22 protein-coding genes are annotated in these 23,310 nt (G+C 66.2%); 15 read left to right on the top strand and 7 right to left on the bottom strand.

What is annotated here, in order from left to right; translation table 11 throughout:
* Window positions 1–3: 3 nt before the first annotated feature.
* Complete coding sequence (locus AC1RQK_RS30325; RefSeq protein ID WP_492812985.1) at window positions 4–1,557, top strand: metallophosphoesterase family protein; 1,554 nt, start codon at window positions 4–6, stop codon at window positions 1,555–1,557.
* A complete protein-coding gene (locus AC1RQK_RS30330) occupies window positions 1,554–2,900 on the top strand; it encodes a cytochrome-c peroxidase (RefSeq protein ID WP_492812987.1) in 1,347 nt (448 codons plus the stop codon). The genes AC1RQK_RS30325 and AC1RQK_RS30330 overlap by 4 nt, the downstream gene beginning before the upstream one ends.
* Here AC1RQK_RS30330 and AC1RQK_RS30335 read toward each other — a convergent pair.
* Entirely contained in the window at window positions 2,897–3,523 is a 627-nt protein-coding gene (locus tag AC1RQK_RS30335) for a hypothetical protein (protein ID WP_492812989.1), read from the bottom strand. The two genes, AC1RQK_RS30330 and AC1RQK_RS30335, sit on opposite strands and share 4 nt — an antisense overlap.
* Window positions 3,524–3,628: 105 nt before the next feature.
* Here AC1RQK_RS30335 and AC1RQK_RS30340 point away from each other — a divergent pair, with 105 nt between their 5' ends.
* The gene (locus tag AC1RQK_RS30340; protein ID WP_492812991.1) at window positions 3,629–4,531 is read left to right on the top strand and encodes a LysR family transcriptional regulator; all 903 of its coding nucleotides are present in this window, start codon (window positions 3,629–3,631) and stop codon (window positions 4,529–4,531) included.
* 29 nt (window positions 4,532–4,560) lie between these two features.
* On the opposite strand, the gene AC1RQK_RS30345 is transcribed toward AC1RQK_RS30340, so the two are convergent.
* Genes AC1RQK_RS30345 through AC1RQK_RS30360 form a run of 4 tightly spaced genes read right to left on the bottom strand, consistent with a single transcriptional unit; the run spans window position 4,561 to window position 9,066 of the window.
* Entirely contained in the window at window positions 4,561–5,298 is a 738-nt protein-coding gene (locus tag AC1RQK_RS30345; RefSeq protein ID WP_492812993.1) for an enoyl-CoA hydratase/isomerase family protein, read from the bottom strand.
* Between the two features lie 32 nt (window positions 5,299–5,330).
* On the bottom strand, window positions 5,331–6,848 hold the full coding sequence (locus AC1RQK_RS30350; protein ID WP_492812995.1) for an AMP-binding protein: 1,518 nt from the start codon (window positions 6,846–6,848) through the stop codon (window positions 5,331–5,333).
* A gap of 47 nt (window positions 6,849–6,895) precedes the next feature.
* Window positions 6,896–7,918 (bottom strand): Bug family tripartite tricarboxylate transporter substrate binding protein, encoded by a 1,023-nt coding sequence (locus tag AC1RQK_RS30355; RefSeq protein ID WP_492812997.1) that lies wholly within the window; start codon window positions 7,916–7,918, stop codon window positions 6,896–6,898.
* Window positions 7,919–7,950: 32 nt separating this feature from the next.
* Entirely contained in the window at window positions 7,951–9,066 is a 1,116-nt protein-coding gene (locus AC1RQK_RS30360; protein ID WP_492812999.1) for a porin, read from the bottom strand.
* 287 nt (window positions 9,067–9,353) lie between these two features.
* Here AC1RQK_RS30360 and AC1RQK_RS30365 point away from each other — a divergent pair, with 287 nt between their 5' ends.
* The 4 genes from AC1RQK_RS30365 (at window position 9,354) to AC1RQK_RS30380 (ending at window position 13,116) form a co-directional block, all read left to right on the top strand.
* A complete protein-coding gene (locus AC1RQK_RS30365) occupies window positions 9,354–10,361 on the top strand; it encodes an NAD(P)H-dependent flavin oxidoreductase (RefSeq protein ID WP_492813001.1) in 1,008 nt (335 codons plus the stop codon).
* A gap of 82 nt (window positions 10,362–10,443) precedes the next feature.
* Complete coding sequence (locus AC1RQK_RS30370) at window positions 10,444–10,959, top strand: pyridoxamine 5'-phosphate oxidase family protein (RefSeq protein ID WP_492813003.1); 516 nt, start codon at window positions 10,444–10,446, stop codon at window positions 10,957–10,959.
* A 263-nt stretch (window positions 10,960–11,222) separates the two neighbouring features.
* On the top strand, window positions 11,223–12,392 hold the full coding sequence (locus tag AC1RQK_RS30375; protein WP_492373438.1) for an MFS transporter: 1,170 nt from the start codon (window positions 11,223–11,225) through the stop codon (window positions 12,390–12,392).
* A 28-nt stretch (window positions 12,393–12,420) separates the two neighbouring features.
* Complete coding sequence (locus AC1RQK_RS30380; RefSeq protein WP_492813005.1) at window positions 12,421–13,116, top strand: glutathione S-transferase family protein; 696 nt, start codon at window positions 12,421–12,423, stop codon at window positions 13,114–13,116.
* A gap of 493 nt (window positions 13,117–13,609) precedes the next feature.
* Here AC1RQK_RS30380 and AC1RQK_RS30385 read toward each other — a convergent pair whose 3' ends face one another.
* Window positions 13,610–14,485 (bottom strand): LysR family transcriptional regulator, encoded by an 876-nt coding sequence (locus tag AC1RQK_RS30385; protein WP_492813007.1) that lies wholly within the window; start codon window positions 14,483–14,485, stop codon window positions 13,610–13,612.
* Between the two features lie 174 nt (window positions 14,486–14,659).
* Between AC1RQK_RS30385 and AC1RQK_RS30390 the strand changes: the two genes are divergently transcribed.
* The 8 genes from AC1RQK_RS30390 (at window position 14,660) to AC1RQK_RS30425 (ending at window position 22,682) form a co-directional block, all read left to right on the top strand.
* Window positions 14,660–15,082: a VOC family protein gene (locus AC1RQK_RS30390; protein WP_150990449.1), complete on the top strand. Its 423-nt coding sequence runs from the start codon at window positions 14,660–14,662 to the stop codon at window positions 15,080–15,082.
* Between the two features lie 34 nt (window positions 15,083–15,116).
* On the top strand, window positions 15,117–15,812 hold the full coding sequence (locus AC1RQK_RS30395) for a fumarylacetoacetate hydrolase family protein (protein ID WP_492813009.1): 696 nt from the start codon (window positions 15,117–15,119) through the stop codon (window positions 15,810–15,812).
* Window positions 15,813–16,025: 213 nt separating this feature from the next.
* Entirely contained in the window at window positions 16,026–16,817 is a 792-nt protein-coding gene (locus tag AC1RQK_RS30400; protein ID WP_492813011.1) for an HpcH/HpaI aldolase family protein, read from the top strand.
* Window positions 16,818–16,961: 144 nt separating this feature from the next.
* On the top strand, window positions 16,962–17,852 hold the full coding sequence (gene glxR, locus AC1RQK_RS30405) for a 2-hydroxy-3-oxopropionate reductase (RefSeq protein WP_492373405.1): 891 nt from the start codon (window positions 16,962–16,964) through the stop codon (window positions 17,850–17,852).
* Between the two features lie 132 nt (window positions 17,853–17,984).
* Window positions 17,985–19,175, top strand: coding sequence for a glycerate kinase (locus AC1RQK_RS30410; RefSeq protein ID WP_492813013.1), 1,191 nt, complete (start codon window positions 17,985–17,987; stop codon window positions 19,173–19,175).
* A gap of 149 nt (window positions 19,176–19,324) precedes the next feature.
* Window positions 19,325–19,699: a DUF1484 family protein gene (locus AC1RQK_RS30415; RefSeq protein ID WP_492813015.1), complete on the top strand. Its 375-nt coding sequence runs from the start codon at window positions 19,325–19,327 to the stop codon at window positions 19,697–19,699.
* A gap of 392 nt (window positions 19,700–20,091) precedes the next feature.
* On the top strand, window positions 20,092–21,162 hold the full coding sequence (locus AC1RQK_RS30420; RefSeq protein WP_492813017.1) for a hypothetical protein: 1,071 nt from the start codon (window positions 20,092–20,094) through the stop codon (window positions 21,160–21,162).
* Window positions 21,159–22,682: a hypothetical protein gene (locus tag AC1RQK_RS30425; RefSeq protein ID WP_492813019.1), complete on the top strand. Its 1,524-nt coding sequence runs from the start codon at window positions 21,159–21,161 to the stop codon at window positions 22,680–22,682. Before AC1RQK_RS30420 ends, AC1RQK_RS30425 begins: the two co-directional genes overlap by 4 nt.
* Before the next feature lie 66 nt (window positions 22,683–22,748).
* Here AC1RQK_RS30425 and AC1RQK_RS30430 read toward each other — a convergent pair whose 3' ends face one another.
* Window positions 22,749–23,192 (bottom strand): MarR family winged helix-turn-helix transcriptional regulator, encoded by a 444-nt coding sequence (locus tag AC1RQK_RS30430; RefSeq protein WP_174425270.1) that lies wholly within the window; start codon window positions 23,190–23,192, stop codon window positions 22,749–22,751.
* Window positions 23,193–23,310: the final 118 nt, after the last annotated feature.

Raw genomic sequence — 23,310 nt, forward strand, 5'->3', positions numbered from 1 at the left:
AGAATGGGTAACCACAACACCAACCGGCAAGCCGGTCCCGCCATGCGCCTGGGCGCCGGTGCCATCCTCGCCATGCTGGCTGCGGCCGCCGTGCTGCACGGCTGCGGCAGCGACAGCACGGACGCGGCGCCAGCCGCCGCCGCGCCGGTCACGCCGGTCACGCCGTCCGGCGATGCACCCAGCGCCAGCGCCAACATCCAGGCCGCGTGGGTCGAGATCGGCGACAGCAACCAGGCCATCGCCCGCGTCATCACCAACTATGCGGCGCCAACCGCCGCCGCAGGCAGCGCGTTGCCTTCGAACGCCCTTTGCCCGCTGCTGACGGTGGACGGCGTGCAGCAACGCATGGCGCTGCGGGCCGGCGCCGGCACGATGGCGCAGCGCACCACGGCCAGCGCCGCGGCTGACTCCAAACCGTCGGATTTCCCGGTCTCCGTATGCGAGGCCACGCTGCCAGCCGGCGCCGCCGCCGCCAGCGTGGCGGGCCAGACGCTGCCGCTGCCCAAGGCCCAGCCGCAACGCGTGCTGGTGCTGGCCGACACCGGCTGCCGCCTGAAGAAGGCGGATAACGCCTACCAGCCTTGCAGCGATGGCACCGCCTGGCCGTTTGCCGCGCTGGCCACCACCGCCGCCGGCATGAACCCGGACCTGGTGCTGCATATTGGCGACTACCACTACCGCGAAAACCTCTGCCCGCCCGACATCGCCGGCTGCCAGGGCACGCCGTGGGGCTATGGCTGGGATACCTGGCAGGCCGATCTCTTCAAGCCCGCCGCGGCACTCATGGCCAAGGCACCGTGGGTGGTCGTGCGCGGCAACCATGAGGAATGCGCCCGTGCCGGCCAGGGCTGGTTCCGCTTCCTCGATCCGCGCCCATATTCGGACGCGCGCTCCTGCAACGACCCCGCCAACGACAGCAACGCCAACTACTCGGAGCCCTATGCGGTTGCGCTGGGCACCGGCTCGCAGGTCATCGTGTTCGACTCGGCCAAGGCCGGCAAGGCCGCGCTGCCGACCACCGACCCGCAGTTCGTCGCCTACCAGAAGCAGTTCCAGACGGTAGGCTGGCTGGCCGCCAAGCCGGGCATGACCACCACCATGTTCACCAACCACCATCCCATCCTGGCCTTTGCGCCGGTGGCGGGCAGCAACCCGGCGCCGGGCAACCTGGCCCTGCAATCGGTCATGAGCAATGCCAACGCCCAGGCCTACTACCCGCCCGGCGTGCAAGTGGCGCTGCACGGCCACGTGCATGACTTCCAGGCCATCAACTTTGCCTCCAGCCACCCGGCTACCATCGTGTCGGGCAACGGCGGCGACAACCTGGACGTAGCGCTGCCCGATCCGCTGCCGCCCGGCACGATTCCCGCGCCCGGCACCGTGATCGACAAGATCACGCACAGCGCAAGCTTTGGCTTCGTGATGATGGAGCGCAATGCGTCGCCCGCCACCGGCTGGACCTTCAAGGCGTATAGCGTGGCCGGCAAGCTGATGGCGACCTGCGTGCAAACCTCCAATACGCTGGCTTGCGACAAGACCGGCTTCCTGGCGCCGTGATCGGGGCCCTGCGCGCCGCCAGCGCCACCATTGCCGCCAGCGCCGCCGTCTGTCTCGCGGCTGGCGCTGGCGGCGCGGCGCTTGCCGCGCCCGCGCCGGGCGTGGTGCTGATGCCCGGCGCCCCGCCCGCCAGCGTGGTGGACACCATCGGCAAGGGCACGCCCAAGGTCGCCGCCAAGGTCGACCCCACCGCCGCCGTGTTCCGTCCCGATCCGGCACTGGCCGCGTTGGGCAAGCGCATCTTCTTCGATGCGCGCCTGTCCGAGCCGCGCGGCACGTCCTGCGCCGGCTGCCACGACCCCGCGCGCGCCTTCGCGCCGACACTATCGCCCGCGTCGCTGGCAGGCCCGCACGTGCCCCAGGGCAGCCGGCCCGGCCGCTTCAGCCTGCGCAACGCGCCCTCGCTGCTGTACGTGCGCTACATCCCGCGCCGGCATTTCTACCAGGACGACGACGCGCCTTACGCCTCGCCCTTCGGCGGCCTGTTCGCCGACGGGCGCGCCGATACGCTTGCCGAACAGGCGCGCGGCCCCTTGCTCGACCCCAACGAGATGAACAACGGCACGCCGGCCAGCCTGCTGCGCAAGGTCAAGGCGACAGAGCTGGCGCCCGTGCTGGCGGCGCGCTTCGGCCCCGCCGTGCAGACCGATCCCGAGCAAATGCTGCTGGCGCTCGGCAAGGCGCTGGAGGCCTACCTGCAGAGCGATGAGATGGCGCCGTTCAGCTCCCGCTTTGACGACTACCTGCGCCATCGCACGCCGCTGGCGCCGGCACAAGCCCGCGGCCTGGCCTTGTTCAAGAACCCGGACAAGGGCAACTGCATGACCTGCCACACGCTCTCGGATACCGCCAGCCGCCCAGAGCGCTCGCTGTTCACGGATTTCGGCTATGACGCGATTGCCGTGCCCCGCAACCGGGCGCTGGCCGCCAACCGTGATCCCAAGCGCTTCGACAATGGCCTGTGCGACACCGCCCGCCGCCTGCGCTGGCCCGAGCCGGAGCAATGGTGCGGGTATATCCGCACGCCCGGCCTGCGCAATGTCGCGGTGCGCCAGAGCTTCATGCACAACGGCGTATTCACCACGCTGCGCGATGCCGTGGCCTTCTACAACACGCGCTCGACCGACCCGGGCAAGTGGTATCGCGGCGGCAAGACCTTCGATGATGTGCCGGCGGCGTATCGGGGCAATATCAATATCAACTCGACGCCGATGAACCGGCGCGCGGGCACCAAGCCGGCCATGACCGAAGCGGAAATCGACGATCTCGTGGCGTTCCTGCGCACGCTGACCGATGCGCCCTATGTGGGCATCATGCCGGCTGCGCAGGCCGCCAAGCCCTAAGGACCCCGCGCCGCACAGACGGCATCGGCCTCGAACCCGCGAAAGACCAGCTGCGTGGGATCCGGCTGCGGCTCAATCTCGCGGCCGTCCTTGCCGGCCAGCCGCAGCACCTGCCCGGTGCAGCTCTTCGCCGCCGCGTTGCGCTGGTAGCGCAACTCGTACTGCCAGCCCGGCAGCGGCACAAAGGAAACCCCCACCGAGCACCGATAGGGCTGCTCGCCAGCGGCAACCGCCGCTGCCGTCAGGTAGATGCGCTGGCCAGCCACCAGCCACCGCTCACGCGTGTGGCCGGGCGGCTCCGGCGATATCCCCACCATGGCCAGGTCACGCTCCGTGCCCATCGCGGGCAGCTGCTTGCCCGTGCCGCCCAGCAGGAGCGGCTTGGGTGGCTTCGGGCACCTGGTGGCGTCCACCACGCTAAAGGTCGTGTTGTCGTCCGTGTTGGTCACCAGCCGGATGCGGGCGGCGGGCGTGCCGGTCTCGACCCGATAGTGGGAAATGCAGCCGGACAGGGCAAGCGCCAGGACGCAGAGCGCACCGGGCGGGATGGTGGACTTGCGGACTTTCGACATGGGGATGCAGGAAAGTTGGCCACCGGCAAAGCATACCTGCTTTGATTTCATGACGGTTTTCCCCAAGAGGCCAATTGCGTGTGCCATGGCACAATGATCGCGAACGTGCGCGTTCGGTCTGTCAGGTGGCCAGTCAACCAATACCGCCCGCTCAACATGATAAATATCAATCACATCTACGCATTCCTTGAGCTGGTGGAGCAGCGCAACTTCAACGCCGCAGCGGAGAAACTGCACCTGACCCAGTCAGGCCTGTCGCGTAAGATCAGCGCCATCGAGGAACGGGTCAACCAACGGCTGTTCGAGCGCACCACCCGCTTCGTCCGCCCTACCCGCGCTGCCATGGTGCTGGCGCGCCACTGGCGCGAGGCGCTGGTCAGCTATCAGGCGGGGCTTGCGGAGATTGGCGCAACGGACGCGGACCTGGCCGGCTCGCTGTTGATTGGCGTTAGCGCCACCTCCCGGTTTGGCGAGTGGCAGAAGTTCAGCGACCTGTTCTTTCAGACCTTTCCCAGCGTGAATGGCCGCATCGAGTCGATGCCTTCGCAAGACGTGGTGTTCTATGTGCGCAACGGCGATCTGGACGTCGGTTTTTGCGGCGGCCCGATCGAGGACGACAGCCTGGGGGTCATCCAGATAGAGCAGATCCGCTACCGCGCGCTCCTGCCTGACGATCATCCGCTGGCACAGCGCGCGTCGCTGGCCATGGCGGACCTGGAGGGGGAGGGGCTGAGCCTGGTGAACGCCAAGACCTGGCCGCGGGTGCGCGAGAACCTGGATGCGTTGCTGGCGCAACGCGGCCTGCTCGGCGCGGTCGCCTACGAGTCCAACTTCATCGATCTGGTCCTGCGGGACATCATCGACAACCGCCGCGTCGGCATCCACCCGCTGGCCGAGAACTACCTGCTGCCCAGAGGCGTGACGTTGCGCGAGATCGATGACCTGACGCTCTGCCTGGAGAATATGTTCGTGTGGCGAAAATCCACCACGTCGCCCCTGGTTCGCAGCATGGTCAGCATGCTCACGCGGTACTGCGACGGCGCTGCGGCGAAGGCGTGAGTGCAGGCCTTCGCCCGCACCCACGGCTCCTATCGTCCTACGAAATTCGCCTTGCGTTTCTCCGTGATGCTGCCCATGCCCTCCTTCAGGTCATCGCTTTCCAGCATGAAGGACAGCTCTTTCTGCAGGCGATAGGCCTGCACGGCTGGGCTGTCTGGCACCACCGCACTGACCAGCCGCCGCAGCCGCGCGATGACCAGCGGCGAGTTGTCCGCCAATGCCCTCGCATACTCGAGCGCTGCGTTCAGCTGTTCGCCTTCGGGCACCAGCCGGTTGACCAGCCCGACCTCATAAGCGCGCCGGGCCGGCAGCACGCCGCCGAGCAGCATCACCTCCATCGCCACCTTGTGCGGAATCCGCGCGGCCAGACCGGCGATCATGCCCATCGACACGCCCAGCTTGGCTTCCGGGTACATAAACCTGGTCGTCTCCGTGGCCACGCACAGATCGCACATCTGGACCAGTGTCATCGCTGCACCGAGGCACCAGCCGTTGACAGCGGCCACGAGCGGCTTGCCAGACGGTGCGCCCGCGCCGGGAATGCTGCGAGCGATATCTTTGGGGAAGGCCCGGAGATCGGCGCCCATCGTGAAGTTCTCGCCGTTGGCGCAAATGACGCCTGCCCGCGCACTGCCTTCGTTGAGCCGGCAAAGCGAGTCGTGCAGCCCCTGCACGACCTCATCACTGAACAGGTTCTTGCCTGGACGGTTCAGCGTGATGATCGCGACCCGATCCCGCTCCTCATACAACACGACCTGATCTGACATATGCCTCCTTGGGATGGGTCAAACTAGTAGAACTAGCGTCTCGCGTACCGCTGTTGCAGCGGCAGCTTGTAGAGTTTCCCGTTGGGCTCACGGGGCAGCGCGGGATCGAAATCGATCGTCTTGGGGCATTTGATCGCCGAGAGCTTGCTGCGGCACCAGGAGATCAGCTCCCGACCAAGCTCGGGGCCCGCGTCGTGCGGCGTGACGGTCTGCACCACCGCCTTGACCTGCTCGCCGAGGTCCTCGTCCGGAATGCCAAACACCGCGCAGTCCGCAACCGCCGGATGGGCACCCAGCACATCCTCCACTTCCTGTGGATACACGTTGACCCCGCCCGTAATGATCGTGAATGACTTGCGGCCCGTCAGGTACAGATAGCCTTCAGCGTCGACGTAACCCAGGTCGCCATAGGTCCGCCAGCCTTGCGGGCTCGTCACCTTCTCGGTCTTTGCGGCGTCACCGTGATAACTGAAATTGCCCGTGCCCTCGAAGAAGATCATGCCGACCTGCCCCACCGGCAACTCATGCCATTCGTCGTCAAGGATGTGGATGGGTGCCTGCGTGGAGCGCCCGACCGAGCCCTTGTGCAGCAGCCACTCCTCGGACGTGATGCCGCATGCGCCGACGCCTTCGGTGCCCGCATACACCTCGTGGAGAACCGGGCCCCACCACGCGATCATGGCCTCCTTCACGTAGACCGGACAAGGCGCGGCGCCATGGACCGCGAAGGTCATCGACAAGAGCTGGTAGCGCCGTTTCACGGCATCGGGCAGGCGCAACATGCGGGAGAACATGGTTGGCACCCACAAGCTGGCCGTGCATTGGTATCGTTCGATCAGTGCCAGCGCCTGCTCCGGGTCGAAACGCTTCATCACGATCAGCGTTCCCCCCGTTGCCAGGATGGCGCACGCATACCGGAACGGCGCGCTGTGGTAGAGCGGCGACGTGGAGAGGAAGACCGTGTCGCGGGTGCAGGTCTGCATCAGCGCTGCCAGGCGAGGATCGGCGCTGTCGTACGGACGGGTCATCGTGGCACGCTTGACGCCCTTGGGCTTGCCCGTGGTGCCGGACGAATACAGCAACACCTCCCCGCAGGCCGGGTCGGAGAGTTCGCTGTCGTCAAATTCCGCGGCGGCGCGGTCCCAGTCCAGGTAACCTGCCACTTCTCCCGCGCAGGCAATGCGGTGTACACCGGGATCGAGCAGGCCAGGCAGGCCCGGCATTGCCGCAACCTTGCTGGCCGCGATGACCAGCACGCTGGCACCGCTATCCGCCACGATGTACGCAAGTTCTTCCGCCGTCGCCCGTGTCGAAACCGGCGTGAAGTAGACGCCGATGCGTTGCGCTGCGAGACAGACCGCCAGGAACGCTGCGTCGTTTTCCAGGCAGAAGACCAGCGTATCACCCGCACGAAGTCCCTGGCTCATCAACAAGCGTGCGCCGCGATTGGCTCTGCGCTCCAGCTCGCCATACGTCAACGAAGAATTGTCGTCTGCAAAAATGGCGCACACGTCTTCCGGCGCGGTCTTTCCAAAAAGGGATGGATGCATGATTCAGTTGGCTAGTCGGCTTGGTGCCTTTGCGGATTGCATGGCTTCTATTCTTCGATCGAGATGCCGGAATGGCGAACCGCGTCCGACCAGAATTTCAGCTCCGTCTGGAAGTACCGCGCGGATTCCTCCACGCTGAGGTTGAGCGGCTGGAGGTTGTAAGCCAGCGACTTCGCCTTGATCTCTTCGTCGACCGCTTCGCGAAACGCCAGGTTCAGCTTGCGCAGGACCGCCACCGGCGTACCTGCCGGCGCGTACAGGCCTACGTGGAATTTCAGGGAGAACTTCTCCATGCCCGGTGTTTCGGAGGCCAGCGGTATGTCTGGCATGGAAGGACTGCGGTGCGGGCCCGTTTGCGCGATCACCTTGACCCTGCCGGTAGGCAGCAGCGACGCCATCCCGGTGTAGCCGTCGAAGGTCATGTCGATGACGCCGGAACCCAGGTCGTTGAGCAGGGTCGGCCCACCTTTGTAGGAAACCTGCGTCAGCTTGATCCCCGCCATCTGTTCGAGCAGCACCGGGCCCAGGTGCGTCGTGCCGCCTACCGTCGATGTCCCGTAGGTGAGGCCACCCGGCTTGGTCCTGGCCAGGGCGAGAAAGCCCGCGAGGTTCGTCACGGGCAGCGTGCCGCTGACGGCCACCGCGAAGCCGTCTTCGCCCAGGTAGGTGACGGGAACCAGATCGGTTGCCGTGTTGTAGGGCAGCTTGCGGTAGAGCGCGGAGTTGGTCAGCAGCGTGTTGACGGCAATCAACAGGGTGTAGCCATCGGCGGGGCTCTTCGCCAAGGCGCTGGTCGCAATGATCGTGTTGCCGCCCGGCCGGGGCTCGATCACGACGGGCTGGCCCAGGATCCTGGCGACCCGGATGGCAAGCGGGCGAAGAAAATTGTCGGTGGACCCGCCCGCGGGGAACGGCGTGATGACACGGACGGGACGCGATGGAAATGCATCGGGCTGCTGCGCCGACGCACCTGGGCCCAGGGCCGCAAGCCCCAGCAAGACGGCAGGCGCTGCCGCAAGCCGCGCACGGCGCGTCCATGACAAAGCTGGGACCGGGCTATTCGTGATCATATTCATACACTCCTCTTGGGATGCGCGCAGCATCAGAATTTGTGACGGATGCCGATGGCCGCGCCCAGCATGCTGTCCTTGCCCGCGCCCAGGAAGTAGCCATTGGCGAAGCTGATCGCCGAGGTATCGAAATCCAGGCCGGCGTTCTTGGCATAGGCCGTGGTCAGGTACACATCCGTGCGCTTGGACAGGTTGTAGTCCACCATGAATGAGACCTGCCACGGGTTCTTGATGTTTGCGCCGCCCAGGCTCTTTACGTCGTCGTAGTAGTAGGCCAGCGTGAGGCCAAGCGCCGGCGTGGCCTGATAGTTGGTGCCGAGCCAGTAGTAGTCGTCGCGCAGGATCGCAGCGCCGCTGGCGTCGGTGTTCTTGCCCCAGCGGTAGCCGCCCATGAGCTTTGCGGCACCCACGGTGTAACTAGCGGCGGCGCCGACCTTCTTGAACGTGCCGGTGCCGCCCGCCGCGTTCAGCGTGGGGTTGAACTGGTCATAGGCAAGGCTCGCGCCGAACGGGCCGGCTGCGTAGGACACGCCCGCCCCGTAGCCGGTATCGCGGCGGAATTGCCCTGGCACCTCGCCACCACCGGCAACGCCGTTGCCGAAGCTCCAGTGCGCGATGGCCGTGACAGGCCCAAAGACACCGTTGTACTTGACCGCGTTGTCCGACCTGACGTTAAGGCCAAGCAACGCCACGAATGGCTCGTACTGGCTCGCGTAGCCCGTGGGGGAGAAATCAGCGAGCATGCTGAACAGCGTGGAGTACTGGCGGCCGAAGGTAACGCGGCCGAAGCGCGCGCTCTCCAGGCCCACGTAGGCCTGCCGCCCGAACAGGCGGCCACCTTGCTGCAGCTTGCCATCGTCGGAGCCAAAGCCGTTCTCCAGCACGAACAAGGCTTTCATGCCGCCGCCGAGCTCCTCCACGCCGCGCAGGCCCCAGCGCGAGCCGGACAACCCACCTGCCGTCATCCGTGCCACGTTGCTGGCCGGGCCGGCGGCAAAGCCATTGGCTGCGGACGGCGTGACGCCGGAAAGATTGGTGACGTACTCGATATTGGTATCCACGACGCCGTACAAGGTCACACTGGAATCGGCCTGCGCCACACCAGCGAACAGGCTGAATGCAGCCAACGCGAAAAGCGATTGCTTCATGCTCGAAATCTCCTCCTGCCATCGTTATTGTTCTGATCCGTGGGAGCATCGCGTCCAGCGAGATGTCCTGCCGCAAACTATTTCATATCGACCCGGGAGCGTCCAATGACGGTTCCGGGTTTATTGATGTGAGAGTGGAATCAATGCGAAAGAGACGGGGCAGACGGCATGGAGCGTTTCATGCGAGGTTCGCATCATTAAAGCCCGAACGCGCATTGGACGCGGCCGGCGCACGGCTCGTATAGTTTTTTGAAGCACGCTCCCCCTCCATCCCACAAGGAAATTCCATGGCCATTCCGTCGGCGCTGAACAATGCGCTTCGCCTGCCAATCATCGGGTCACCCATGTTCATCAGCTCGGGCATCGAACTGGTGGTCCAGCAATGCATAAACGGCATCGTGGGGGCCTTCCCGGCGCTCAACGCGCGCCCGCAGGCGCAGCTTGCCGACTGGATCGCGGAGATTCGCGAGCGCCTGGCTACCGCGCGGCGGGCTGACCCGGCGCGCAAGGTCGCGCCCTTCGCCGTGAACCAGGTCATGAGCAAGCTCAACACACGCTGGGAGCAAGACCTCGTCACCATCGTTGAGCACCAGGTTCCCATTATCATCACCAGCCTGAAGGCCCCCCCAATGGAAGTCATCCAGGAAGTGCATGCCTACGGTGGCCTGGTCTTGCATGACGTGACCAATGTGCGGCATGCCAGGAAAGCCGCGTCGATGGGCGTGGATGGCCTGATCCTGGTGGCCGCCGGCGCCGGCGGCCAGGGCGGGGACCGCAGCCCGTTCGCCCTGATCAACGAGGTGCGGCGCTTCTTCGATGGCGCCGTCGTGCTGGGCGGCGCCATATCCACGGGCGGCGACGTGCTGGCCGCGCAGGCCATGGGCGCTGATCTCGCGTACATGGGCACGCGCTTCCTCGCCGCGCAGGAGTCATGCGTAAGCGATGTCTACAAGGAAGAGCTCATCCAGAGCACGGCGGCCGACATCGTCTACAGCAACACCTTTACCGGGGTGTACGGCAACTACCTGCGGGCAAGCCTGGTCAAGGCAAACCTGGACCCCGACAACCTGCCGCCGTTCAGCGAGGAAACCAGCAAGTACCGCAGTACCGGGGACGGCAACGTAAAGGTCTGGCGCGATGTTCGCGGCGCCGGCCACGGATGCGGCTCCATCGATGCGAGCGAGCACGTGGCGGACATCATCGCCACGCTTGAGGCCGGGTATCACCGCGCCGCCGATGAGATGCTGCGCAAGCGCTTCGCCCCGGCGGCCAGGGCGGCCGCGTCAATGTCCTGAAGTTTGACATACGGCTGCCGTGGTCCGTATAAAAGAGGGGCGCGCGCAACCCGGCGCGTCCCGACAACCTCCACGGATCCCTATGCGGACGCCTTCCCTTGCCGATGCCTGGCCCACCATCCGCGCGCTGATCGAGCGCGGACAGCGATCCTCCCTTTATTGCGCCCTTGCCACCGTCGGCGCCGACGGCATGCCTACGGTCACGCCCATCGGGACCGTGTTCGCGCGCGCGGACCAGACGGCATTCTTCTTCGACCGCTACACCAGCACGCTGGCCGCCAACCTTGCGCACAACGACCACGTTTGCCTGATGGCCATCGACTCTGGCAAAGGATTCTGGCTGCGTTCGCTGCTGCGCGGCCGCTTTCACCAGCCGCCTGGGGTACGCCTCTATGGCACTGTCGGTCCGCTGCGCCCGGCAACGGCCGCAGAGCTTCAGTTGATCGAAGCCAGGGTTAAGGGGTCTCGCTGGCTCAAGGGGACGCGGCTGTTGTGGTCGAGCTTCACCCACGTGCGGGATATCCAGTTCTCTGCCTTCAGGCCAGTGGCCTACCCGGTCATGATGGAGGGGCTGTGGGAGACCGCGCGCAAGCCCTGACCTCGCCCGCCAGCGAAACCCAGCCTTTGCCATATCCAGATTGACAGCGCTTGCGCTCGGACTTACCCTCGGCCGGGTTATCCGATCGGCCCGCATACCGATATCCCTATCGATATCACTTCACGGCTGCCCGTAGTGTGACAATCAGGTCACGACAAAGAAGAAAACAATAACAACAATACAAAGACAGAGACCGTTCCACCGTGCCCCCTCGCCTGTCCGACCTCCGCCCCGTCCTGCCGATCCTGATTGGCGCTTCCGTCATGCTGAGCCTGGCCATGGGCCTGCGCCAGAGCCTTGGCATCTTCATGCCCCCGCTGACCAGGGACATCGGCATCTCGGTGTCGGATTTCACGATTGCGATTGCGGTGCAGAACCTGGCCTGGGGACTGCTCCAGCCCATGGCCGGCGCCTGGGCCACGCGGGTGGGGTTCCGGCCGTTGATGATGAGCGGCTCGCTGCTCTATGTGCTGGGGCTGGCGCTGCTGGCCACGGCGCACGGCATCGCAGGCGTGACGCTCGGCGCGGGCGTGGCGATCGGCGCATCGATGGCTTGCACGGGCAGCGCCATTGCCATGGCGGTGGCCGCGCGGCCGGTGCCGGCGGCGTTGCGCAGCGCGGTGCTTGGCATTGTGTCCGGCGCCGGCTCGCTCGGGGCTCTGGTGGCGGCGCCGATCGGGCAGGTGGTGGCGCAGTCGTTCGGCTGGCGCGTGGGGCTGGCGGCCTTTATCCTGCTTGCGCTGGTCATGCTGCCCGCCGCGTGGTACGCGGGCAAGGTGGATCGCCTGCCGCTGCCCACGTTGCCCGGCGCCGTGCAGCAGAATGCGCGCGAGGCGCTTGGCGCGGCGCTGCGGAACAAGGCGTTCCTGGTGATGGGCGCCGCGTATTTCGTGTGCGGCATGCAACTGGTCTTCCTCACTACGCACCTGCCTTCGTATCTCGACATCTGCGGCATGGACCCGATGCTCAGCGCCAAGGCACTCGGCGTGATCGGCGGCTTCAATGTGCTGGGCAGCCTGTTCTTCGGCTGGGCCGGCGGGCGGGTCAACAAGCTCGTGCTGCTCGGCATCATCTACAGCGTGCGCTCGCTCGCGCTGGCCTGGTACTTCTCATCGGCGCCCACGCCGGGCAGCACGCTGGTGTTTGCCGCCATAATGGGCTTCCTGTGGCTGGGCGTGGCGCCGCTGGTGGCGGGCTGGATCGCGCAGACCTTCGGCCTGCGCTGGCAGGCCATGCTGGGCGGCGTGGCGTTCTTCAGCCACCAGATCGGCAGCTTCGTCGGCGCGTTTGGGGGTGGCCTGGTCTACGATGCGCTGGGTTCCTACACCCTGGCGTGGCAGACCGGAGTGACACTTGGGCTGGCCGCCGGGCTGGCGCAGATTGCCTTTGCGGTGGCCACGCGCCCGCGGCCGCCGCAGCTGATGACCACGTAGGCGGGCGCTACGGCAAGGAGCAACCATCATGGCACTGACTCTCCACTACCATCCGCTGTCTTCGTTCTGCCACAAGGTGCTGATCGCGCTCTACGAAAACCAGACGCCATTTTCCGGCGTTGTGGTGAACCTTGGCGAAAAGGACTCGCGCGCCGCGTTCCTGGCGCTCTGGCCCATCGGCAAGATGCCGGTGCTGCGCGACGACAGCCGCGACGTGACGCTCCCGGAAACCACGATCATCATCGACTACCTCAACCGGCACTACCCCGGCGCGCGCGCGCTGCTGCCGACCGATGATGACGAGCGCCGCGAGGCGCGGCTGTGGGATCGCATCTTCGATCTCTACGTGCACCTGCCGATGCAGAAGATCGTAGGCGACCGGCTGCGGGCGGAGGCAGAGCGCGACCCGCGCGGCGTGGCGGACGCGCAAGCCGCCCTGCGCACCGCCTACGACATGATCGAGCAGCGCATGGCCAGCCGCACCTGGATGGTCGGCGAGCACTTCACGCTGGCGGACTGCGCCGCGGAACCGGCGCTGTTTTACGCGGCAGCGGTAGTGCCTTTCGCGCCGACGCATCCGCGCCTGGCCGCCTATTTCGAACGGCTGGTGGCCCGTCCCGCGGTTGCGCAGGTGCTGGCCGAGGCCCGCCCCTACTTCTCCATGTTCCCGATCAAGGACGCCATCCCGGCGCGCTTTCTCCAGGACCAGCCGCCGGTTGCCTGACCCCTTCACATCATGCAGGCCGTCGCCGCCGGCAACGGCGACACGCCGGACCAATGGGTTGCGCCCGTGGTTGCCCGGCGACAGATCTTCCTGGCCGGCCTGGCAGAGTGAATGACTGCACATTGAAAATGCATGACGGCGATGTGCGCGATGTATCACGAATTGACACTTCATCCCGCTGCCGGGTGATGCACGCGGCAGTTCTTGCGCCCATGGCGGGCCCGCTTCGTTCCTAAAGCCGGGATAAGGCCGCAATGGCCCTGCTCCTCTTCGCATTGATCCCCCTTCCCGCTGCTTAATATTCCGCCGCACCTTACGAAACACGACGAGGTGCGGCTGAACCCGAAACGCTGAGGAATTGAAGATTTGCTGGCCCGGCCGCGCCCATGCGGGTGTTGCCAAGTCGTCCTGGTCGCCCCGCGTGTGCTCCCGCCGCGCGGGGTGCTTTTTTTTGCGCGCCGCGGCAATGCGGCGCGCGGCCCGGGGAGGAACATCAACCGGCCGCGTGCGCGGTCTCGGCGACCAGCGCATCGATCAGCGCCGCCATGGACGCGCGCTTGAGCGACGACTGCCTGACCAGCACGCCGATCTCGCGGAATATGGGTTCGCCGGGCAACGGTATCTCCACAACGTGACGCGCGGCCCGCAGCGGCACCAGCGCGGCCGGAATGATCGCGCAGCCCAGTCCTTCATCGACCATCCGCAGGATCACGGCGGGCTCGTCCAGCTCCATCCCCTCCTCGACCCACAGCCGGTGCCGGCGCAGATAGCGGTCCACCAGTTGCCCGCCCATGGAATGCCGGTTGTAGCGGATGAAGGGCATGGCCGCCAGCACCGCCTTCAAGTCGCGCGGCGAGCCCGCCGGCGCAACGCCGACAAAGCGCTCGCGCATCAGCGGTACCCATTTGAGTTCCTGCGGAATGCCTAGCCTTGGCTTGATCAGCACCGCCACGTCGAGCTCGCGGGCATCGACCTGGGTCAGCAATTGGGTAGATGTGCCGGGGACGATGTTGACGTGTGTCTTGGGAAATCCGGCGCGAAAGCGCTTCATGGCCCCGGGCAGCAGCGCGGCCTGCACGGTGGAGACGGCGCCAAGATCCAGCGGCGTGGTGTCGGAGGCGGAATGCGCGCGGCCCTTCATGGACTCGTATAGCTCGACGAAGCGCATGGCTTCAGGCAGCAGCTTGCGGCCCTCCTGGCTCAGCGCGACCGATTTGCCGGCCCGGTCGAACAACGTGCAGCCAAGGTCTTCCTCCAGCCGGCGTATCTGAGTGCTCACCGCTGACTGGGTGAGGGCAAGGCGTGCGCCGGCGGCGGAAAAGGACGAGGTCTCCGCCGCAACAAGGAAGGTGCGGAAATAACGGATCATGTGGGGGTCATGTGGGGGTCATGTGCGAATCACAGGCGGGATGGCGTGACTCATATTGAAATTTTCGATGCTGAGCACAGAAATCATTCGTTTCATATTACGACTTCTGCTGATTACAATCAAACACGGCAACACACCGACAACCCCCACGCACAAGAGACAAGAGCCCCTTTGATGAGCGCAACCCCGTTGTTCCACCTGGCCTTTCCCGTCAACGACCTGGAAGAAGCCCGCCGCTTCTACGGCGAGCTCCTCGGCTGCCCCGAAGGCCGCAGCTCAAATGCCTGGATCGATTTCAATTTCTATGGCCACCAGGTCGTCGCCCATCTCGCGCCGGAAGAGTGCGGCCACCGTGCCACCAGCGCCGTCGACGGCGACGAGGTGCCGGTGCGCCACTTCGGCGCGATCCTCTCCATGGATGCCTGGGAAGCGCTGGCCGAGAAGCTGCGCGCTGCCAATACGCAGTTCGTGATCGAGCCCCATGTGCGCTTCAAGGGGCAGGTCGGCGAGCAGGCGACGATGTTCTTCCTGGATCCGTCGGGCAACGCGCTGGAGTTCAAGGCTTTTGGCGACATCAGCCAGGTCTTCGCAAAGTAATCCCTCCACGCTTTCGTCACAGAAGGACCCAGACATGACCGAATTCGTAATCCAGCCCGCCGAACAGGCAAGCGTCGCCGTGGCCGGCAGCAGCGCCCGCTTTCCCATCCGCCGCGTGTTTTGCGTGGGCCGCAACTACGCCGCGCACGCCCGCGAGATGGGCAATGACCCGGACCGCGAACCGCCGTTCTTCTTCACCAAGCCGGCCGATGCCGTCGTGGCCGCCGAGGGCACGGTGCCATATCCGCCGCTCACGGAAAACCTGCACCACGAGGTCGAACTGGTGGTGGCGATCGGCAAGGGCGGTGCGAACATCAAGCCCGAACAAGCACTCGACCTGGTGTGGGGCTATGCCGTAGGCGTGGACCTGACCCGCCGCGACCTGCAGGACACCGCCAAGAAGATGAGCCGTCCGTGGGACTGGTCCAAGGGCTTCGACGCCTCCGGCCCTTGCGGCCCGCTGCACCCCGTGGCCAGCATCGGCCATCCCGGTGCAGGCCACGTGTGGCTCAAGGTCAATGGCGAGACGCGCCAGGAAGGCGACCTGAACGAGCTGATCTGGCCCGTGGCCGACGTCATTGCCTATGTGTCGCAAAGCGTGACCCTGGCACCTGGCGACCTGATCTTCACGGGCACGCCGGCCGGCGTCGGCGCGCTGCAGCCCGGCGACGAAGTGACCGCCGGTGTGGCTGGTGTCGGCGAGATCGCTTTCCGCGTGGGCAAGCGTTAAGACGCATTGCACTGGCAAGACATACGATGACATGGCTCACCGCGAGCCATGTCATGGCCTCAGCACGATTCCCGCCTGCCTCGGGCCACGCCGAGCGCACTAACTTTCCTCAAACCGGCCTTAACCTTGCTGCTTCGCTTGACGACGTGCCTGCGCGGGTTATACTTGCCCCATGTTGTACGATAACTTATAAGTCAAGCCACAGGAGACACAATGCGCGAGAACCGGATACGGAACATGTGGGCGAACGGGCAAGCCGTCGTCAATGGCTGGCTGTCCATCCCCAGCAGCTTTGCCGCGGAGACCATGGCCCACCAGGGCTGGGACTCGCTCACGGTGGACCTGCAGCACGGCGCGCTGGACTACCGCGACGCCCTTAGCCTGTTCACGGCGATCTCCACCACCGACACCATGCCGGTGGCGCGCGTGCCCTGGAATGAGCCAGGCATCCTGATGAAGGTGCTCGACGCCGGCGCGTACGGTGTGATCTGCCCGATGATCAACACGCGCGAAGACGCGGAGCGCCTAGTCGCCGCCACCCACTACCCGCCGATGGGCACGCGCAGCTTCGGGCCGATCCGCGGCATGCTGTATGGCGGCCCCGACTATCCCGAGCGCGCCAACGAAACCATCGTCGTCTTCGCGATGATCGAGACGAGGCAGGGGCTGGATAACCTGGACGACATCCTGTCGGTCAAAGGGCTAGATGCGGTTTATATCGGCCCGTCCGACTTGTCGCTCGCGCTCGGCTGCCGCCCGACATTCGACGATGTCGACCCACCCGTCGCGGAGGCGATCGCGCACGTGGTGGCCCGCGCCAAGGCGCACGGCGTGGTCGCCGGCATCCACAACGGTGCGCCGGAAGCGGCATTGCGCAGGATCGAGCAAGGCTTCCAGTTCGTCACCGTTGGCTCCGATGCGCGCCTGATGGCGGCCGGTGCCCGGCAGGTGGTGACGCAGATGCGCGACGGGCAGGCGGCAGGCGGCGAAACATCGGGATACTGAGCCGGTACTGAGCCGGCCCCGTTTCGGGACAAGCATTTCAGACAAGATCGAGACAAGAGATTTGAGGCACCGGCATCGCGGTGCCCGCTGCGCAGGCGTCCGGCGGCAAGCGATGCCATTGAGATCGACTAACGGAGAACGAAAGTGAAGCTTGGATTTATTGGCCTTGGCATCATGGGCACCCCGATGGCCGCCAACCTGATCGCCGGGGGGCACGAAGTGAGCCTGTCCAGCCGCAGCGGCGTGCCGCAATCCCTGCTGGACAGCGGTGGCGTGGCTTGCAGCTCCGGCAAGGAAGTGGCCGAACGCGCGGACGTGATCTTCCTGATGGTGCCGGACACGCCCCATGTGGAGGCCGCGCTGTTCAATGACGGCGGCATTGCCGCCGGGCTGAGCGCCGGCAAGATCGTGGTCGACATGAGCTCGATCTCGCCCATCGCCACCAAGGGCTTCGCCGAGCGCGTGAATGCGCTTGGCTGCCAGTACCTGGATGCGCCGGTGTCCGGCGGCGAGGTCGGCGCGCGCAACGCCACGCTGTCGATCATGGTCGGCGGCTCGCAAGCGACGTTCGAGACCGTGCGCCCGCTGTTCGAGCTAATGGGCAAGAACATCACGCTGGTGGGTGACAACGGCGCGGGGCAGACCGCCAAGGTGGCCAACCAGATCATCGTGGCACTGAACATCGAGGCGGTTGCCGAGGCCCTGCTGTTCGCCTCCAAGGCCGGCGCGGATCCGGCGCGCGTGCGCCAGGCGCTGATGGGCGGCTTTGCGTCGTCCAAGGTGCTGGAAGTGCACGGCGAACGCATGATCAAGCGGACGTTCGACCCGGGCTTTCGCATCGGGCTGCACCAGAAGGACCTGAACCTTGCGCTGTCGAACGCGCGCGAGATGGGCGTGTCGCTGCCGAACACGGCCACCTGCCAGGAGTTGTTCAATGCCTGCGCAAGCCATGGCGGCTCGGACTGGGATCACTCCGCGCTGGTCCGCGCGCTTGAGCTGATGGCCAACCATGAAGTCGCGGCCAAGAAGGATTGAGGGCACGACTTAGCCAGCAGTCTTTGCCATCGGGCAGCACCCGCTGCCGCCCGATGGCCTTTCCCCACTTTTCCCCTTTCCTCGGTATGGCGTTTGCCCTGCGGTGAGCGCCGTTCACCCCCGCCTCGCCCTATGCCTAGCCTTCCCGATCCCCTTATCGTCATTGCCCCCGATTCATTCAAGGGCTCCCTTGCGGCCGACCAGGTCGCCGCCGCCATCGCCGCCGGGATCCAGCGCGCGCTGCCCGGGGCGACGATCCGGCAACGCCCGATGGCGGACGGCGGCGAAGGCACCATCGACGCAATGCTGGCCGCAGGCGGCCAGCGCGCCGGCATCGAGGTACGCGGCGCGGACGGCGCCGCGCGCATCGCCACGGTAGCGCTGCTCGCGGGCGACCGCGCCGTGATCGAATCCGCGGAAATCGTCGGCATCACCGATCCGGCAGGCATGGCATGCCCCGTGGCGCAGCGCTCGACGACCGGCCTCGGCGATGCCATCAAGGCCCTGCTCGACCTGGGCATGCGCGAGATCTTCGTCGGCCTTGGCGGCAGCAGCACGAACGATGGCGGCGCCGGCCTGCTGCATGGCCTGGGGCTGCGCTTGCTGGATGCGCAGGGCCGCGACATCCCGCCAACGCCCGCCGCGCTGCCCCAGCTGGCGGCAATCGATGCCAGCCAGCTCGACCCGCGGCTGGCTTCCACCAGGCTGGTAGCGATGTGCGATGTCACCAACCCGCTGACCGGGCCGCAAGGCGCCACTGCCGTGTTCGGCCCGCAAAAGGGCGTGCAAGCGCAGGATGTGCAGGCCATCGATGCCGCGCTCGCCGGCTATGCGAGCTTGCTGGAGCCGGCGCTCGGGCGCCACGCCGTGGACGCCGCGGGTGCGGGCGCGGCCGGTGGCCTGGGCTACGCCTTGCTGATGCTTGGCGCGCAGATGCGCCCGGGCGCCGACATCGTGGCGGACTGCGTAGACCTCGATGGCGCGCTCGCGGGCGCCGACTGGCTGATCACCGGCGAGGGACGCAGCGATGTGCAGACGCTAAGCGGCAAGGCGCCGTTGATCGCCTGCCAGCGCGCCCATGCCTGCGGAGTGCCCGCCTCACTGCTTTGCGGCGCCATCGACCCCGCCGCGCTGCCGGCCCTGGGGACGCATTTCACGGGCTGCTTTTCCCTGGCGCCCGGCCCGATCACTGTCGAGCAAGCCATGGCCAACGCGAGCGCTTTGCTATCGGATGCGGCGGAACAGATGGCAAGACTGCGTTTCACCAGCACTCATCCGCTCGAACATGGGCGCCCCCGCCAGGCGGGCGAGGCCTTGCAATGAGCGCCACGGCGCGCCCTGCCTGAAAATCCAGAAATTTCTTAAAGGTGAGCGACCGCGGAAGCAGTATGCTTTTACGAGTCCGCCACGCTCGCGTTGAAGCAGGCGGCCTGGTCTTGCCCCCATAGCCTCCCCCTCTTTAAGGAGCTTGCATGCATCCTAGCGCCCGAGCCGGCCCCAATTCGATCACGCGCGGCGGCAGTCCCGCCGACCCGCTCCTCGCCATCAGCAGGCAAGGCGATCTCATCGCCGAGCTGATCGGCATGACGCGTCCCGCCAATGCCGAGGAACAGCCCCTCGTATCCGCACTGATCGACCGGATCGAAACGCTGGATCGCGGCCTGCGCGAACGCATCGCCAACGGTTGCGCGGAGTTGCAAAGCGTCAGCGCCGGGATGGATAGCCTGCTGCAACTGGCGGAGCTTCAGAGCGAGAAGACGGAGGCGGCTTACGGCTTGTACTGCTTGCTCAAGCTGCTGAAGCTGCAACTGGATGACGCTGTGGAGGACGTGGCTCGGCTGGTCTGAGACGCCGGCGGCCGGGCTGCGGCCGCGACGGCCGTTACACAAGGCGCAGCCTCAACGTTGAAGACATTGCAAACCGTGCCGCTACGCCGGCGTGTCATGCGAATTGGATTTGATTCAAATAGAATTCTTTAAAGAATTCTGATAGATGGTATTTTCCCGGCGGGAGTTTCCCATAGGCCTTTTGGCGCCGCATCCCATATTCATGGGATAAATCCTTCCCCGCCGTGGAGCCGCAAGCCCCCTTAGCCAGCAGCGGCAAGCCACCTTGGGGATTCAAAGAGCCAACGTCACGGCATCTCTCACCCGTTCGGAGGTGGGCACCTTATTTCCCGGTCGATACAATCGCCATCACGGGAAAAGCCAACGTGTGATGCGTCGGTAGTCAATCAAGAATGCACAAGTTATTTCGCACCGCCATCGGCGTGAGCGCGTTGGCACTGGTCCTGCCGGCGCACGCCGTCGTCACCAGCTATCGCATCTCCGGCGATCGCTACATCCTGCGCGTGCTCGCCCAGACCAACGATCCGGTCGACTGCCAGCTCGACTGGCAGGTCCGCACCACGGCAGGCCTTACGCGCCAGGGCTCCGTCTTCATCAACAACGTCCCTGGCAATAGCTGGAACGAGGCACTTGGCCCGTTGGTGCAGGACGCGGACCCGCCGGCTATCGGCGCCCGTTGCCAGCTGTCCGACATCGAGCGAACGCGGCGCGCGCAGGAGCAGGCGCAAGAGCAGGAACGCCAGGCGCGGGCACGCCGGCTCGAAGAGGAACGCCGCCTGGCGGCGCAACGGCAAGCCGAGCTGCGGCAGCAGGCAGCGTTGCAGCAACAGTTGCAACAGCAGCAGGCGCAACAAGCCCGCGAGCGGGAGGCAGAGCGCAAGGCCGAAGCGGCATCGCAGGACCAGAGCCGGGGCAATGCGCAGCAGGCGGCCCGCGAGCGCGAGCAACAGGAGCGCGTCGCCGCGCAGCAGCGCCAAGCGATGCTGGAGGAACAGCGCCGGGTCGAGCTGCAGCGCCGCACCGAACAGCAGCGCCGGGCGGAACAGGAGGCCCAGGAGCGCGAACGCCTCGCCCGCCAGAAGGCGGCGGAGCTGCAGCAGCGCCGCGCCGCGCTAGGGCAATCCGCCATGGCGATGAGCGGGTCCATGAGCCAGCAGGCCGCGACGATGGGCGCGGACATCGCGCAGATCGCCGGGGCAGGGCAGGGGCGCGTTGCCGAGATGGCGCGGGAGGCCCCCCAGGGCGATGCGCTCGCGCCGGTGTCCGGCGAGGCGATGCGCAGCTTTTTGCTGGGCCAGGTCGACCTGCCCGCCGGCGTGCGTGCCGAAGCGGCCGGCGCCGGCATCCCGGGTTGCCGGGCGCGCGCCGCGCAAGCCGCCAGCGCGGCACAGGCGTCTTGCCCACCCATCACCAAATTGCCCGCCACAGAGGCGAACCCAGCCACGACGAGGAAACTGCCTTGAGCCAAACCAACCGAACCCTGCTGCGCGGCGTCGCCGTCGCAGCCGCCGCGCTTTGCCTGGGCGCTTGCAGCACGACAAACTTCTCCAGCATGGATGCCGCGTACAAGCAGCAAGGCACCGTAGCCGCCGTGCAGCCGCTGACGGGCAGCGCGCTAGTGGTCGTGCGCTGGCCGCAGGCCGTCACGGAGTCCGCGCAGGCGCTCCTCAAGCCGAACTGGGTCAGCCGCTATAACGATCTCGTGTGGAACAACCCGGTGTCCATCATGGGCTTCGACGGCATCCACGACGCCTACCGGGGCATCCCCGCCGGCTCGATCTACTACGCGGCGGAGTTCACCCGCCTGCTTGGCCGCTACATCCCGTCCGCCGACATCGCACTGGAGCCGCTGATACTCGATGCCGAGAACGGCAAGCTGGTCTATCGTCCGCTGGTGCGCAATCGCTTCCCGGCGCGCATGGTCGTGGACCTGTGGGATGTCCCGCTGACCCACAAGGGCAGCACGCATGGCTCGGCCCAGGTCATCGCCAGCGTGTCCACGGCCGGGCTAGCGTCGGCCAAGACCTGCGGGGTACTGGCCTACAAGCCGGCGCTGAACATCATGCCGGCCTTCGATGCCGCAGCATGCCCCGCGCTGGAGGCCCGCGACGTGCCCCATCCAGATGTGATCTACGGCTTTGCGGGCGACTCCTGGGACTACAGTACCCCCATCCCGACCAAGGCGGGCGTGCCACTCGCGCCGGATGCAGCCGTGGCGTTCCCGCAGACCTATGAGCCGTTCAGCAAGGCGTACTACGAAGCCTCCGCGGCACCGGATTTCGATGCCGACGGCAAGCTGCGCAACGAAACGCTGGACAACCTGGCGCGCGTGGTGGCCGACGGACTCACGCGGATCGATGCAGCGCAGGCAACCCGCGTGGCATTCGACGCCTATGTCGCGCGCTACGACAAGCCGCTGGCCGAGCGCCTGGCGGCACGCACACCGGCCCCCGGCGATGAGGCCAAGCTGAAGCTGATCTCGCAGCTTGCCGATGCCGAACGCAAATGGGTCGCCGCGCAGGACCGCGCCCTGGTGGCCAAGCTGCTCGACGGCGCCTATGGCAAGAGCTTTCGCGCGATGCGGCTAGCCAAGGAAAAGCAGGGGGCACGCCAACAGATGATGTCCATGGCCGGCGCCTTCGCCATGGCCGGGGCGGGCATGGCCAGCGACGCGTTCTCGGGCGCGGGCGCGTTCAATGCCCAGATGGGCAACACCATGGCGCTGCAGGCCGCCATGCAGTACTACAGCGTATCGGGCCAGGCCACCACGGCGTTCTACGAGCAGTTCGGCGCGGAGATGGCCGCGCAGGACAGGCTGGTCCAGATCGAGATCGGCGGCAAGCAGATCGGGCTGCAGGCGGACAATCGCGCGCGCTTGTATGAGGAGGCTGGCAAGATCTATCAAACGGCTTTTGGCGGCGCCACCGAGGCGCCAAAGCCCAAGCCGGCCATGGCGCGGCGCGCGGGGGGCGCGGCGAAGTAAGGCGGCGAAGCAAAGCGGCGCCGGGGTAGAGCACTTCAGGGATTTGGATGGGCTTGCTGCCCGCCGTCAACGATCGACGATCGTGCCCAGGTTTTGCCGCACGCGCTGGAGCAGGCCGATCAGTTGCTCGCGCTCCGGCTCGCTGAGGCCGGCCAGCGCCTCCGCCGCAACCTCGTCGCCGACCCGCCGGGCCTTGTCCAGTGCGCTTTCCGCCTTGGGCGTCATGCGCACCACGCGCTCGCGGCGGTCTTCCGGGTTGGGCACGCGCTCGATCCAGCCGCCCTCTTCCATCCGGTCAAGCAGGCGTCCCGCCGAAATCGGCGCGACTTCCAGCAGCTCGGCGAGCCGCACCTGGTTGACTTCACCATAGTGCGACAGGTAGGCGAGTGCGCGGCATTGCGCCCGGGTGAGATCGAGGGACGACTTGGCCAGCTCATCGAACCGCTTGCCGTTGAGGCGGCCAACGTCCGAGACCAGGAAGCCAAAGCGCTTTTCCAGTTTCGTTTCCATGGCGCGATTGTACAAAGATCTCCCTCAGGCACGCCGCCACGCCAGCAAGAAGCGGCTTGCCATGCTTTGGCGCGACCGTATAATAAGCATGCTTATTATTCAACCCCACCCCTCCAGG

Source organism: Cupriavidus sp. GW822-FHT02D05 (assembly GCF_058802485.1).